The following is a 13,673-nucleotide window of genomic DNA, read 5'->3' on the forward strand; positions in this document are numbered from 1 at the left end:
TAATGCGCCCACTTCCGATGATGGGGCACCACTCCCGGGTTACTTCCCTCGTGTCCCCGCGAGTCCGTCCTCTCTCGCAGGTATGCCGTGACGAAGCGCGGCGAGGCCCACGGGCCTCGTGCGCCCTTCACGAACCCGCACTGCGCGGCTCGATGAAGTCCCCTCTCCTTGCCTCGGGAGTCCACTGGATGTGCTCGCCATCCCTCGCTGGTGCCTTGACCGCCCTGCTGCTCGCCTCCACCCCGGCGGCGTCACCTCCCGCCCCCGCCTCCTCGGCCTCCGACGTGAGCGCGAAGTCGCGTCCCCGCGTTACCGAGCAGTTGCCACTCCCTCCCGATTTCACCATTCCGAACGGCATCGCCCACGCCGTGGACGGGACGCTTTATGTCGGCTCCGTGGCGGATGGCCGCGTGCTCCGACGCGCGCCCGGAGGTGCATGGACAGAGCTGTTTCCCGGCTCGGAGCAGGTGTTCTCCGCGACGAGCCTCCGTCTGGATGCACCTCGGAACCTGCTGTGGGGGACGTCTCCCGATGCCATGGGCTTGCTGCGCCCCAAGGGCACCATGGGTGGACGACGTCACGCTCGAATCTTCGCGCTCGACGCTCGCACGGGGGCGCTGCGCAAGCTCGTCCACCTGCCGGAAGGCGCGCTCGGAAATGACCTCACCGTGGCGCCGGATGGCGGCCTCTATGTCACGGACAGCGCCCGTGCCTCCGTGCTGTACCTGCGCCCCGGTGGTGAACACCTGGAGACGTGGGTGACAGACCCGCGCTTCAAGGCGCAGGGCACGGGCATGAGCGCGGTCGGCCCCGCCGGGATCGCGCTCGCCGCGGATGGGCGCACGCTCGCCGTCAATACCTACGGGCCAGGGCGGCTGTTCTTGATTCACCCCGGAGCGTCGTCCGACGCCCCGCCCCGAGTCACCGAGGTGGAGCTGCCTCGCCGTCTGGAGAACCCAGATGGGATGCGCTTCGCACCGGATGGCCGCCTGCTGCTCGTCGAAGGCTCGATTCAGAGCGGCGACGGACGCCTCATCCGCGTCGAGGTCCTCGGGAAGACACAGGGCCCGAGGACGCTGGAAGTGCTCGCCTCGGAGTTGGAGTCGCCCGTCAACCTCACCGTGTCGGACGAGGGCACGGTGTGGGTGACGGAGGCGCGTCTTCGCGACCGACTCCTCAAGGGCACGTCGGTGCCTCTGCCGGAGACCTTCTGGGTGGCTTCGGTACCACTGTCCCGCTGAAGCCCCGGCTGCCTCCACCCTCTGGAAAGACGGTGGAGGCAGAGAGTCTTCCCTCGCGGCTCAGGTGGTCAGCGAGAAGGTGATGCGGATACCGCCCAGCAGGTACTCCTCACCATCCGCCACCTGCCGACGGGTGATGCGGGTGTTGTCGAACCACGTGCCATTCGAGGACTTGAGGTCCTCGATGAAGACCTCATCGCCGTCGCGCTGAATGACCGCGTGCTCGCGAGACACCCTCGCGGATTTCACCATCAGGTCGGCGCTCGGCCCACGCCCGATGATGAACCGCTCGCGCGCGACGAGCACGGGCTCGCCCTCGTCGAGCTTGACGTGCACCTTCAGCTCCGGCGGCGCCTGGACGATGATGGTCTTGTCCGGCTTGACGGCGGCGCCTGTCTTCCGCTCGTCCTTGGCCTGGGTCACCAGGTCGGCGGAATCATCGTCCGCCAGGGCGGGACCACTCGCGGCCTCGTCCTCTTCGTCCGCGTCTTCGTCTCCCTCGGCATCCTCATTCGAGTCGTCAGCGTCCTTGCCCGAATCCGTGTCGTCGGAGTCCTCCTCATCGGCGTCGTCATCCGAGCCCTCGTCATCCGAGTCCTCGTCATCAGCGTCGTCGTCCGAGTCTTCAGCGCCCTCGTCCGAATCCTCCTCGTCCGTTTCCTCGCCGTCAGCGTCGTCGTCCGAGTCCTCGTCGTCCGAGTCCTCCTCCGGCTTCGCTTCCACGGGCTCGACCCATTGATCGACATCCCGCACGAGGTCCCGGACTCGCGCGCCGACGGCCTCTCGCAGCGCCTCCACATCGACGGGAGCCTCCGCGACGGCGGCCTTCTCCTCCGGCGCCGCGTCACTGGCCAAGGCCTCATCCGAATCCGGTGAGCCTTCGTGCTCCCCGGTCTTGGACTCGTCCTCCTCCGTATCCGCCAGCTCGACAGCCGGTGGTGCCGGCCGCGGCTCCACCTTCTGCTCGACCTCGCGGACAATCTCCCGAACGCGCTCGGCGACCTCGACGCTCGGCGTGGCGTCGCTGGGTTCCGTCTTCGTCTCGACGGGGGCCTTCGCCACCGTCAGCTCGGGCGGGGCGACGGCGACAACGACCGCGGGTGCCGCCACCGGCGCGGGCGACGCCACTGCGACCACCGCCGGAGCAGCCACCGCTTCCGCGAGGCTGACCTGCGTGGGCTGGATGAACCCGAACTGTCGCGCGAGCGAGAAGACGGCCTGATTGACGAGGACGTCGCGGTCCACGCCCATCTCCCGGCTCATCGTCTCCAGCGCGGTCCAGAGCGGATCCGCGATTTCGACCTTTCGAGGAGTCCTGTTCATGACTCAGCTCCCCCTCAGGTTGTCCTGCCAGGGAGACACATTGTCGCTGTCGGCCATCCAGTAGAACATCGCCTGCACCTCGCCGTATTGCTGCTCGACGATGCCCACCAGGTTGGGGTGGACATTGTCGATGTCGATACCCTCGAACTTGAAGCTGGCGGCCCCTGACGCCTGAGCGCCCCGGCCTCCTGTCACGCGGCGATCCCTCGCGCGCCACAACCGCTGACTGGCCATGCCCGCCGCGTGGCCGAAGTCCTTCGGCGGCGACAGCTTCCGAGGCATCACGACCTGCGTCTCACCACAGGCCCACAGCAGCCACGTCAGCGCGGCCCACTCCGCGCGAGCCGTGCGCACCAGGTCCGGCAGCCCCAGCGTCCCCACGGCGAGCGTCTCGTCCACGGCGACCGAGTCCTCACCAATCTCCACTTCGTCCTCCGCCAGCTCCACCGGCCCGTCAGGAAGCAGCGCCGACACATCCGGCGGCATCCAGGGCATGGCCGCGCCCGGCTTGAAGCGCTTGAGCAACTCCGCACGAAGCATCTGCAGCCGCGTCGCGTACTTCTGGGCGACCCGCTGGATGGCCTTCAGCTGCTGCGCGGGCTTCTCCGGCAGGTCGTTGTACGTCGAGTGCGGCGTCTCCTTCGCCGGCCAGAAATCGAACCGGGGGAAGAGGCAGTGCGCATAGGCCCGCAGGAAGTCCGCCGTGCCGGGCTCCGACTTCGCCAGTCCATCGGCATCCACCAGCGCGTGCTCGTCCATCCCCAGGTTCAGCAGGATGAGGCCGCGCGTGAACAGGAACGCCGTCCGCGTCGGCTCGAACAGCAGCGCCGCGTTGACGAAGTCCAGCGCCGCCCGAGGCCGGTCCGTCTGGTCCAGCAGCACCGCGTAGCCCCGCAGCAGCATGGCCACGTCACCGCCATGGACCAGCGTCTCCGCCATGGGCGACCAGGCGTCCGACGCCTTCTCCAGCACCTGACCCGCCGTCGCCTGCGCGTTCTCTGGCGTGCGCGGCAGCGTCACGCGCTCCACCCACTCCTTCAGCGGCCCCACCTGCTGGTCGCTCGAGGTCGCACGGGCCAGCGCCAGGAGGGCCTCGCGGTACTTGCGCGCCGCGATGCACGTGTCCGCGTATTCACGCCACGCCGCCGCCGACCGGGGCAGATTGGAGAAGACCGGCGAGGCCTTCATCTCGTCTTCGCCCTGCGCGACACCCAGGTCCCGCGTCAGCACCACCTTGCGGTCCTGGTCGAACAGCGTCCAGGTGCCACAGGCGTCGTCTCCCTCGAACCGCCCCTCGTCGAACATCACCCGAGGGTCCGCATACTCGTCCTTCGCCAGCGAGCGGTACACGCCATGGCGATTGCCGTCGACGAACTCTCCCTCCCAGAGCAGCTCGCCGTCCTGGGTCCAGAAGCGCGCCAGGCCGTGACGCTCACCCTCCGCGTTCAGATTCACATGGGACCACTGGTTCAGGTCCTCGCGCAGCTCCGCCTCCACGGGAATGCCCGCGGGCCGGTCCGGGTACGGCTCTCCCGTCGACGGCACCACACGGCGGTCCTCGCCGTCGTAGTGCTTCACGCCGACGACGCGGCCGTGGTCATAGGTCATGACCGTCTTGCGCACCTTCTCCGAGACGCCGTTCTCGTGCATGCGCTCGGTGGTGAACTTGTCGGAGGCGAACCACGTCCGGGGGCCGTGAAGGTCGCCCTTCACGAACTCGCCGTCCTGGGACACCTCGCCGCTCTCATGGAAGCGCTTGAAGGGGCCGTGCGGCTTGCCCTGCTCGAAGGTGCACTCGTTGCAGAGCGTGCCGTCCGCGCGCCAATACCGATAGGGCCCGTGGTTGCGACCCTTGGCGTCCTTGCCGCCGTGGACCCACTCGCTGTCGTTGTCATCCCATTCCGCTTCGGGATGAACGCCGGGAGGAGCGATGCCCTGCTCGGTGAGCTTCTTGTTCTCCTCGGCCTGCCGGGCGACGGCGGCGTCCAGCGCCTTCAGGGACCGGACCAGCGTGTCCAGGCGCCCCGGCGACATCGCGCCGCTGGAGCGGTGGACGACGACACCGTCCTTGAACGCCATGAGCGTGGGGATGGACTGAATCTCGAACCGGCCTGACAGCTCCTGCTGTGCCTCGGTGTCGACCTTGCCGAACACGACGTCCGGATGTTTCGCCGAGGTGGACGCATAGGTGGGGGCGAAGGCGCGGCAGGGACCGCACCACTCCGCCCAGAAATCCACCAGGACCAGACCCGGCTTGCCAGTCGTCTGCTCGAAGGTCTCGGCCGTCAAATCGACGGGGTGATCACTCACGATGGTGCCTCGGAATGCGAATGGAAGTCGGCTGCTTGTAGTCAAACCCATCGCGGCACGCCAGCGACGGCTGCCCCCTTCAGCCCCCGCATCCGGTTCTTCGAAAACGAGACGAAGCCCCTTATGCTGCGAACCGTGCGCTCGTCCTTTTCCAGTCTCGTGCTGGGTCTCCTCCTCGTGGTCGCTCCCTCGACTCCGGCCCTGGCCCAGGCGGCGGAGGATGCACCCCGCCTGCATGAGCTGCGGTTCGACTGGGCTCGCGACAGCGTCATCACCGGCTCGGCCGCGGTGCTCTGGATTTCGAGCGAGGCGTTCTTCAAGAGCGACCTGGCGCCAGCGACGTGCCGCTGGTGTGACCGGGCGCCGGATGGGACGGACACCCTCAACCGGGTGGACCGTTGGGGCCGGGGGCTCGCGGGGAGCACGGAGGCGTCGCGCCACCGGGCAGGAACATGGAGCAACATCCTGGGCTTCGGCGTGCTGCCCGCCGGAGTGATGGGCCTGCAGTTCGCGATGGGACGCGCGTCGGACAGCCCGGACCGGTTCTTCGCCCAGGACGCGACCATCATCCTGGAGAGCGCCATGGTGGCGACGCTGGCCAACCAGACGGTGAAGTTCCTCGTCGGTCGCGAGCGCCCCTTCGTCCACGTGCTGCCGGAGGACCAGAAGGGCCTCACCGAGCAGCCCAGCGACAACAACCTGTCGTTCTACAGTGGACACACCAACCTCGCCTTCTCGCTGGTGGTCTCCGCCGGCACGGTGGCCGCGCTGCGAGGCTACGAGCATCAGGCGTGGATCTGGGCGGTGGGGCTGCCGCTGGCGACCTCCGTGGGCTTGCTGCGCATGGGCGCCGACAAGCACTACCTCACCGACGTGGCCACCGGGGCCCTGCTGGGCGCGGCCTTCGGCGTCGCGGTGCCCCTGCTGCTTCACGGGCGCACCGGCACCGTGGAAGCCAACGCCTCTCGCCGCTCTTCTTCCGCCGCCCGGTTGATGCCCGTCGCCGGCGCGCGCATGGCTGGCGTCTCGGGCGTCTTCTGAGCGCCTCCAGCCACGCGGCGTGGCTCCGCGCGGCGCCACCGCGCATGCACCGGACCGCGCGATGGCTCGGTGCCCTGGCCGCGCTGCTGCTCGTGACGGGCTGCCAGTCCGCGAGCAGGTTCGCGCCCACCTACCTGCTGGTTCCTCCGCAGCCGGTGGTGCTGACTCCGCCCCTGTGGGGACAGCTTGAAGCGGGGCCCTGGAACGTGGGGCTGCGCGTGCGGACCCTCCCTCCGGACGTGGCGGGCGCATCGACGCTCCAGCTCACCCTCTGGTATCCCGCGCGGGGTGGGGACCCGACGCGCCGCGTGCACTATCGCGACTACGTGGGGCTCACCAGCTCCGAGGAGCATCCCGAGGCCACGGGTGACGCGCTCCTCGCGAACGAGGCCGTGACGCGGTACGAGCAGGGGCTCGTCGACCGAGGCATTCCCGAGGAGAGCACGAGCGCCTGGCTCGACTCGCCCATGGCCGCGGTGCCTGACGCGCCGCCCGCGCCGGGCCGCTTCCCGCTCGTGCTGGTGGCCCAGGGCCGCTACCACTCCGCCCAGCATCAGGCCGTGCTGGCCGAGTACCTGGCGAGCCATGGCTACGTCGTGGCGACCACGCCCTCACCCACTCGGCGCGCGCCGCCTGGGCCGGACCTCGATGTGCTCGCCACCGCCCGGGCCCAGGCGCACGAGCTCGAACGCACGCTGCACCAGCTCCAGTCGGACAGCCGCATCGACTCCACCCGCGTGGCGCTGGTGGGACACAGCCTGGGCGCTCGGGCCGCGTTCCTCTTCGTGCTCGCGCATCCCGAGGCCGCCGCCCTGGTGAGCCTGGATGGCGGCCTCGCGAACCAGGCGGGCAAGGACTGGCTGACGGGCCTGCCGTACTTCTTCCCCGAGCGCTATCGCGTCCCGCTGCTCCACATCTACCAGGAGGGAGATGCGGAGGTGGTGCCCGACTTCGAGTTGCTGGAGTCCCTGCGCGGCGCGGAGCGATGGACGCTGCGCATCGCGGGGATGCGGCACCTGGACTTCACCAGCGTGGGTGCGGCGAGCGTGCTGGCCCCGGGCCTCGCGCCCGCGCGGTCCGCGGCGGACATCGCCCAGGGCTGGGCCACGACGGCGAGCGCCACGCGCCGGTTCCTCGATGCGAACGTGCGGCGCAGGCTGGTCATCCCGGGAGCCCCGCCCCCTCCGCCCAGCCCGCTCGTGACACCCGACCCGCGGGTGACGCTCACGCATTGGGGCGAAGGACAACCCTGAGCGGCGCTACATCGCGCCGACCGGTGCGTCGTCGGCGGTGGCCTCGCTCTCCACGGGGGCAGGCGGCAGCGCGGACATGTCCCAGCGTTGGCCTGCCTCCCACGCCACCTGCCCGGTGGTGCCCCACCCGACGCGCTGGACCGTCGAGCCGTCGTACTCCAGCCAGAAGACCGACTCCTCCGGCCGGGTGGCCTGGTCCAGACAGGCGATGCGCGTGGCGGGCCGCCCCACTCCCTCCAACGTCACCGCGAAGGACTTGTGCGAGTGACCGCACAACAGCCACTTCGGCTGCACCGTGTCCACCACCCGCCGCGTCACCGCGTTCCCAATCCAGTACGAAGGCAGGGGCCGGGGCGGCGAGGGATTCTCCTCGCGGGCGCGCTGGACGATGCCGCGCGGCCACTCGTGCACCAGCATCAGGTCCACGTCTCGCAGGGACATCACGCGCTCGACCTCCGCCGCGCGGAAGTATCCCGCCTGCTTCATCAGGTCCTGCGTCACGGGCCGCTTCAGCGGCTGGTCGATGAAACGCGGCGCATGGATGCCGGAGAGGTAGGCCACGCGAAGCCCGCATAGCTCCCGCACGCCCGCACGCCCCAGATAGGACACGCCCGGCGCCAGCTCGCCTCCGTCCAGGAAGTCGTGCAGCGCATCGAAGTCCTCGTTGTTGCCCCCGATGAAATAGAGCGGCCGCTTCACGCGCCGCACCCCGTCCGCGTACTCGGCGAACTCGGCGGGCATCATCCGCTTGGCGGCCTTGCGACGGTGGTCATCCGCGCGGCGGAACGCCTCCACGTCCCCCACCGCGAGCACCATTCCCACACGCCGCCCACGAGACTCCTCCAGCGCGTCCAACCACGTCTCCACGCGGTGGAAGCGACCGTGGACGTCACCCAGGGCAGCAACCAGGAGGGGCTCCGGCATCGCGTCCGCAAGGCTGCACCCGCTCCTCCACCCTGTCGAGTCATCCGTGCCCCAGGGGACCGACCGCTGACAGAAAACCCACACTTCAGTGCGGGTGCCCCCCACGAGGCCATCCCTTCCCCGGACCCCAATCACAAACAAAACAAATGTTTCAAACACCGCTCCAACTGGAAGACGGGACCCGGGGAATTAGTGGCTCAATATTTCTCAATTCCCCGCCAACTCGATGAATTCACTGGGCTTCAATGACGTTCCCAGCGCGACGGGGTGATGAAGGAAACCTCACCGGCGCACGAAACAAATATTCGCGCTTTATCGACAAACATTCCAAACCCTCTCAGCGGAGAACGAAATGACCATCCGATCCCTCCTTCACCCTTTTGCCGCGCGCCCCGTGCGGAGTCCTTCCCACGACACGTCTCGTCCCTCCGGGACAGCCGCCTCCGGACGGCTGGCGCCGCGCCAACGCATGGATGCCTTCGACGCCCCGGGGCCTTCCCCGCGCAGGGCCGAGGAGACGAAGGGGCTGAAGCACCTCGGGCGTGCCGTCGGCACCGAACTCCGCGAGGCCGCCGACCAGGCACGGCGGAACGAGAAGCTCGATGAGCTGGGCGAGGCACTTCGAGCGCGGATGCTCCGTGAGTCGCTCCGCGACGCGGGGCGTGGCGAGAAGCTCGAAGACCTCGGCGCCGCGCTCAGGCAGCAAGCATTGCGCGAAGCGCTCGGCGACCCCGGGAGGGACGAGCAGATGGCGAAGCTTGAAGCCCTGCTCCTCCAGCATGCGCCTCGTGAGCTGGGCGCCCAGATGGCGGAGGCGCTGAGAAACAGTGTTCCACCCGGCTTGCCGGAGGCCCCGACCACCGACTGGCAGGTGCAACCCGGTGACACAGTGGGGGACATCTCGTGGAGCCTGATGCAGCAAGGCGTGCCGGGCCCCGTCGAGGACATCGCGCGACAAATCGTGGAGCTCAACGGTCTGGAGAACCCGGACCTCATCCACGCGGGCAGCACGCTTCAGGTTCCCGCCCCTCCCACCCCCACCGACGGCCCCCCGCCGTCCGTCCCCACCCAGGATTCCGCTCCGACGCCCGGCACCACGCCGACGCCGGGCTCAACGCCCTCCACCCCCTCCGCGCCGGGTGAGCGCTACCCCGTGCCGTACATCAATCAGATCTCCTCCGAGGGCACCGAGGACGACTGGAACCGCTTCTCCAACTGCGGCCCCACGACGATGGCGATGATTCTCAAGGGCTACGGGCTCGGCGAGGGCCTGTCCGACGGCGCCTTCATCAACCAGCTCGCCAACTCCATCGGCATGGGCGCCGAAGGCACCGGCTACGTCGGCATCGAGCAGATGGCCGCTAACCAGGGACTCACGTCGGAGACCCACGCCGGCTCCGATACGGCCTGGATTCAGCAACAGCTCGAAGCGGGAAACCTCGTCGCCGTCAACGGAGAGAGCAGCGTCATGCTCGCCAACGAGCAGCCACCCAACGCCTCCGGCAACTTCTCCGGAGGCCACTGGATTGCGGTGACGGGCATGACGCCCGAGGGCAACTTCATCGTCCACGACCCGTCCAGCACCTGCCGCGAACTCACTCCGGACCAGCTCTCCCGCTTCCTCGCCGAGCACCACGCCGGAGGCTTCGCCACCGCCATCCACCCGCCGCGGGAATGACTCGGCGCGGTACGAGCCCTCGGCCCGGCGCGCGCCCTCGGGCTGGAACAGGAGCCAGCGTTGTACACTCCCAACCGCATGGACCCACCCCGCCCCGATGAGGACGCGTACCTCAGGGCCCGCGCCGCCTGGCCCGGCGTGGTGCTCGAACGCGGCGTCTTCCTCGCGCACCTGAGCGCACGCGGCGGGACGGACCCGGTCCGCCACGTGGAGGACCTGTACCTCGCCTGTGCTTGCGCACGGGGCCTTCCGGCGGCGCTCGCGCTCTTCGAGCGTCGCCTCCTCCCCGCCGCGCGCCAGGCCCTGGCTCGAAGGAACATGGCCCCCGACGTGGTGGACGAAGCCATGCAACGGCTGCGCGAACGCCTGCTGCTGCCCCGCGAGGATGCCCCACCCCGTCTTGCCGAATACGACGGTCGTGGCCCCCTGGAGACCTGGGTCCGCACCGTGGCCCTTCGGCTCGCACTCACGGAGCTGCGTGAGCGCGCCGCCCGCCCCATCGCCCTGGAGGAAGCGCTGCTGCCTGTCCATGACGCCTCCTTCGCCGCGCTGAAGCATCGCCACCACGCGGACATCGAAGCGTCCATCGCCTCCGCGCTCGCCTCGATGGAGCTTCGCGAGCGCGCCTTCCTCCGGCTGCACCTCGTGGAGAACGTGGGCGTGGAGGACATTGGCCGGGTGCATGGCGTGAGTCGCGCCACCATGACGCGATGGCTCAAAGCCGCCAGGGACACGCTCACCGAGCGCACCCACGCGGAGCTGCGACGACGACTGAAGGTCGACGCATCCGAGCTGGAAAGCCTGGCCCGCACGCTCCTGAGCGGACTGGACTTGAGCGTGAGGCACCTGCTGCGCTGAGTGAGGCCATGGACTGCCCCGACGAAAACACCCTCCTGGCGTACTGCGAGCGGGCCCTGGAACCGTCCCAGGCCCAGGCCGTGGAGGCCCACGTGGACCGTTGCTCGGCGTGCCTCGCGCTGGTGGGTGAGGCGGCTCGGGGCGCCGCGCGCACCACGCTGATGGACGCGTCCGGAGAAAAACCAGGCACCGACAAGCCGGCGACCGCCCCTTCGTCCTCACCCGGGCGAGGCACCCAGTTGGGCCGCTACGTGGTCCTGGACCGCGTGGGCGCCGGAGGCATGGGGGTGGTGCTGAGCGCGTATGACCCTCGGCTGGACCGCAGGGTCGCCCTCAAGTTGGTGCGCGCGCTCGACGGGGACGGCGCCAGGGAGCTGGAGCAGCGCCTGCTCCGCGAGGCCCAGGCCGTGGCCCGACTGTCCCATCCCCACGTCATCACCGTCTTCGACGTGGGCACCGTGGACGGCCGACTCTTCATGGCCATGGAGTTCGTCGAGGGCCCCACCCTGCGCCAGTGGCTCAAGGCCAGCCCTCGCTCGTGGCGAGAGGTGCTGCACCTGTTCAAGCAGGCGGGCCAGGGGCTCGCGGCCGCGCATGCCGCGCAGCTCATCCACCGCGACTTCAAGCCAGACAACGTGCTCGTCGATGGCCAGGGCCGCGCGCGTGTGACGGACTTCGGACTCGCGCGCCTCCAGGACACCACCCCCGCCCTGCCCACGCCTCCGCGCGCGAACGTGCCCGATGACGACGCCGCGCCCCTGACGCGCACGGGCTCCCTGGTGGGAACCCCGGCCTACATGCCGCCCGAGCAATGGAGCGGCGAGCCCATGGATGCCCGGGGGGACCAGTTCAGCTTCTGCGTCGCCTTGTACGAAGCCCTCTTCCGCATCCGCCCCTTCGCCAGGGGCCAGCCTCCTGACTTCGAGCACCTCCAGGCCCCCGCGCACGACACGGACGTCCCCGCCTGGGTGCGTCGCGTGGTGCTGCGCGGCCTCGGCATCAAGCCCGCGGACCGCTACGCCTCCATGACCGCGCTCCTGGAGGACCTCGGGAAGGACCCGGCCCGCCGGCGCGCGCGGCTGCTCGCCACCGGGTGCGCTGTCGCCGGGGTGTCCGCCCTCGCCCTCCTGCCATGGCTGCGCGCCGAGCCCGCGCCCTGCACCGGTGCCGCCGCGCGCCTCGCTCCGGTGTGGAGCGCTCCCCGCGAGGCCAGGGTGCGCGCCGCCATGCTCGCCACCGGCGCTTCCCTGGCGGGGTCCACCATGGACGCGGTATCCCGACACCTCTCCGACTACGCGCGGGCCTGGGAGGCGGGCTACACCGAGACGTGCGAGGCCACCCACGTGCGCCACGAGCAACCGGAGAACGTGCTCGCGCTGCGCATGGCCTGCCTGGAATCCCGGCGCCAATCCCTTGACGTACTCGCTGACACGTTGGAGCGCGCCGATTCGGCCCTGGTGCAGAAAGCCGCCGAGGCCTCCCTGCGCCTCCCCTCGGTCTCCGACTGCTCACGCGTGGAGTCCATCCTCTCCCTCGCGCCCGAACCCCAGGACCCCGCCGTGCGCGCCCGGATGGAGCAGGCGCGGCTGCGGCTGTCGCGCGCCCAGGTGCTGCTGGAGACGGGACGCTACGCGCAGGGGAAAACGGAGGCCACGGCGGCGCTGGAGGAGGCCCGCGCGCTCGGCTACCGCCCGCTGGAGGCGGAGGTGCTCCATGTCGCGGGCTGGCTGGAGCATCGGCTCGCCCGGAACGAAGAGGCCGAGCGCTCCTGGACCGAGGCCGTGCGGGCCGCGCTCGCCGGACGTCATGACGTGCTGGCCCTGCGCGCGACCACGGACCTGGTCTTCGTCATCGGCTACGAGTTGGAGGACATGAAGCGCGGGCTGGAGCACGCCGCCCAGGCGCGGGCGCTGATGGAGCGCGTGGGCTCGGCGGACGAGAGCGCGGCCCGGCTGGAGAACAACCTGGGCCTGGTGTACTTCGGCGAAGGCCAGCTCCCCCAATCCCTGGAGCACTACCAGCGCGCCCTCGCCTTGCGCGAGCGAACCCTCGGGCCCGAGCACCTCGACACGGCCAAGGTCCTCACCAATCTCGCCCTCGTGCGCACGCGGCAGGGGAGCCCGCTCGATGCCGTCTCGCTCTACGAGCGGGCGCTCGCCATCCAGCGACGCGAGCTGGGAGCAGGACACCCCCTGGTCGCCAACACCCTCATCCTCCTGGGAGACGCACGCCGCTGGGTGGAGGGCCCCGAGGCCGCGGTCGCCTTCTACGAGCAAGCCCTCGCGCTTCGCGAAGCCACGCTCGGCGAAACGCACCTGGACACCATCCGCCTCCACAACGACCTGGGCCGCCTGCACGAGCAACTCGAGCGCTTCGATTCAGCCCGGGTGCACCACGAGAAGGCCCTGGCACTGACGGCCCACGCCTTCGGCGAGGAGCATGCGGAGTACGCCCAGTCCCTGCTGGCCCTGGCCTCGCTCGAGAACCGTCAGGGCCACTTCGCGGCGGCGCTGAAGGGGTATGACCGGACGCTGGCCCTCCAGGCGCGGCTGCTCGGGGCGAAGGACTCCTCCACGTTGCGCACACGGGAGGAGCGCGCGGCAGTGCTGCGCAAGGCGGGCCGGCCGCGTGAAGCCCTGGCGGAGTTGGAGGAGGTGCTCGCGAGAAAGGAGGCGGACGGTGGCCCGCGTCAGCCACGCCTCGTCACGTCGCTCGTCGAGCTGGCTCGCACCTGGCTGGAGTTGAAGCAGCCCGAGCGCGCCCGCGTCGCCGCACAGCGCGCGCTCGATATCATCCAGCCGCTGGGGTGGAGCCCCACGCGCAGGGCGGAGCTCCAGTTCACCCTGGCCCAGGCCCTCTGGGACGCGAAGTCATCACGAGGCCAGGCGCTCGCGCTCGTCGACGAGGCCCTCGCGGCCTTCACCTCCGCGGGCAAAGCCAAACAGGCCCAGGCCCGCGAGGTGGCCCTCTGGAAGCAAGCTCATTCCAGGCCTTGAGCACTCATCGGCAACTCCGCCCTTGGTTTCCTGGAGAATGAAGCAAGCC

9 protein-coding genes are annotated in these 13,673 nt (G+C 69.9%); 6 read left to right on the forward strand and 3 right to left on the reverse strand.

Annotation, left to right across the window (positions count from 1 at the left end):
- Positions 1–188: 188 nt before the first annotated feature.
- Positions 189–1,241 (forward strand): SMP-30/gluconolactonase/LRE family protein, encoded by a 1,053-nt coding sequence (locus HUA78_RS17615; RefSeq protein ID WP_174461886.1) that lies wholly within the window; start codon positions 189–191, stop codon positions 1,239–1,241.
- A gap of 60 nt (positions 1,242–1,301) precedes the next feature.
- On the opposite strand, the gene HUA78_RS17620 is transcribed toward HUA78_RS17615, so the two are convergent.
- Both HUA78_RS17620 and HUA78_RS17625 read right to left on the reverse strand, forming a co-directional pair.
- On the reverse strand, positions 1,302–2,564 hold the full coding sequence (locus tag HUA78_RS17620) for an FHA domain-containing protein (protein ID WP_174454928.1): 1,263 nt from the start codon (positions 2,562–2,564) through the stop codon (positions 1,302–1,304).
- Positions 2,565–2,567: 3 nt separating this feature from the next.
- Positions 2,568–4,874 carry a thioredoxin domain-containing protein gene (locus tag HUA78_RS17625; protein ID WP_174476775.1) on the reverse strand — a complete coding sequence of 769 codons (2,307 nt, stop codon included), beginning with the start codon at positions 4,872–4,874 and terminating at the stop codon, positions 2,568–2,570.
- Between the two features lie 123 nt (positions 4,875–4,997).
- Here HUA78_RS17625 and HUA78_RS17630 point away from each other — a divergent pair, with 123 nt between their 5' ends.
- Together HUA78_RS17630 and HUA78_RS17635 are read left to right on the forward strand one after the other, a co-directional pair.
- Positions 4,998–5,915 (forward strand): phosphatase PAP2 family protein, encoded by a 918-nt coding sequence (locus HUA78_RS17630; protein ID WP_174476776.1) that lies wholly within the window; start codon positions 4,998–5,000, stop codon positions 5,913–5,915.
- Between the two features lie 44 nt (positions 5,916–5,959).
- A complete protein-coding gene (locus HUA78_RS17635; RefSeq protein ID WP_174476777.1) occupies positions 5,960–7,168 on the forward strand; it encodes a dienelactone hydrolase family protein in 1,209 nt (402 codons plus the stop codon).
- A gap of 6 nt (positions 7,169–7,174) precedes the next feature.
- Here HUA78_RS17635 and HUA78_RS17640 read toward each other — a convergent pair whose 3' ends face one another.
- Positions 7,175–8,092 (reverse strand): metallophosphoesterase, encoded by a 918-nt coding sequence (locus tag HUA78_RS17640; protein ID WP_174454924.1) that lies wholly within the window; start codon positions 8,090–8,092, stop codon positions 7,175–7,177.
- A 469-nt stretch (positions 8,093–8,561) separates the two neighbouring features.
- On the opposite strand from HUA78_RS17640, the gene HUA78_RS17645 reads away from it, so the two are divergent.
- The 3 genes from HUA78_RS17645 (at position 8,562) to HUA78_RS17655 (ending at position 13,624) form a co-directional block, all read left to right on the forward strand.
- The gene (locus HUA78_RS17645; RefSeq protein ID WP_174476778.1) at positions 8,562–9,770 is read left to right on the forward strand and encodes a C39 family peptidase; all 1,209 of its coding nucleotides are present in this window, start codon (positions 8,562–8,564) and stop codon (positions 9,768–9,770) included.
- A gap of 78 nt (positions 9,771–9,848) precedes the next feature.
- Positions 9,849–10,628, forward strand: coding sequence for a sigma-70 family RNA polymerase sigma factor (locus HUA78_RS17650; RefSeq protein ID WP_174476779.1), 780 nt, complete (start codon positions 9,849–9,851; stop codon positions 10,626–10,628).
- Positions 10,629–10,636: 8 nt separating this feature from the next.
- A complete protein-coding gene (locus tag HUA78_RS17655) occupies positions 10,637–13,624 on the forward strand; it encodes a serine/threonine-protein kinase (RefSeq protein WP_174476780.1) in 2,988 nt (995 codons plus the stop codon).
- Positions 13,625–13,673: the final 49 nt, after the last annotated feature.

It is taken from the genome of Myxococcus sp. CA033 (assembly GCF_013336625.1).
Lineage (GTDB): Bacteria > Myxococcota > Myxococcia > Myxococcales > Myxococcaceae > Myxococcus > Myxococcus llanfairpwllgwyngyllgogerychwyrndrobwllllantysiliogogogochensis.

What these genes read in the sequence shown, in the direction of transcription:
- HUA78_RS17620 (WP_174454928.1), bottom strand. Translation starts at nt 2,564, where the DNA reads ATGAACAGGACTCCTCGAAAGGTCGAAATCGCGGATCCGCTCTGGACC.
- HUA78_RS17630 (WP_174476776.1), top strand. Translation starts at nt 4,998, where the DNA reads ATGCTGCGAACCGTGCGCTCGTCCTTTTCCAGTCTCGTGCTGGGTCTC.
- HUA78_RS17650 (WP_174476779.1), top strand. Translation starts at nt 9,849, where the DNA reads ATGGACCCACCCCGCCCCGATGAGGACGCGTACCTCAGGGCCCGCGCC.
- HUA78_RS17615 (WP_174461886.1), top strand. Translation starts at nt 189, where the DNA reads ATGTGCTCGCCATCCCTCGCTGGTGCCTTGACCGCCCTGCTGCTCGCC.
- HUA78_RS17645 (WP_174476778.1), top strand. Translation starts at nt 8,562, where the DNA reads ATGGATGCCTTCGACGCCCCGGGGCCTTCCCCGCGCAGGGCCGAGGAG.
- HUA78_RS17655 (WP_174476780.1), top strand. Translation starts at nt 10,637, where the DNA reads ATGGACTGCCCCGACGAAAACACCCTCCTGGCGTACTGCGAGCGGGCC.
- HUA78_RS17640 (WP_174454924.1), bottom strand. Translation starts at nt 8,092, where the DNA reads ATGCCGGAGCCCCTCCTGGTTGCTGCCCTGGGTGACGTCCACGGTCGC.
- HUA78_RS17635 (WP_174476777.1), top strand. Translation starts at nt 5,960, where the DNA reads ATGCACCGGACCGCGCGATGGCTCGGTGCCCTGGCCGCGCTGCTGCTC.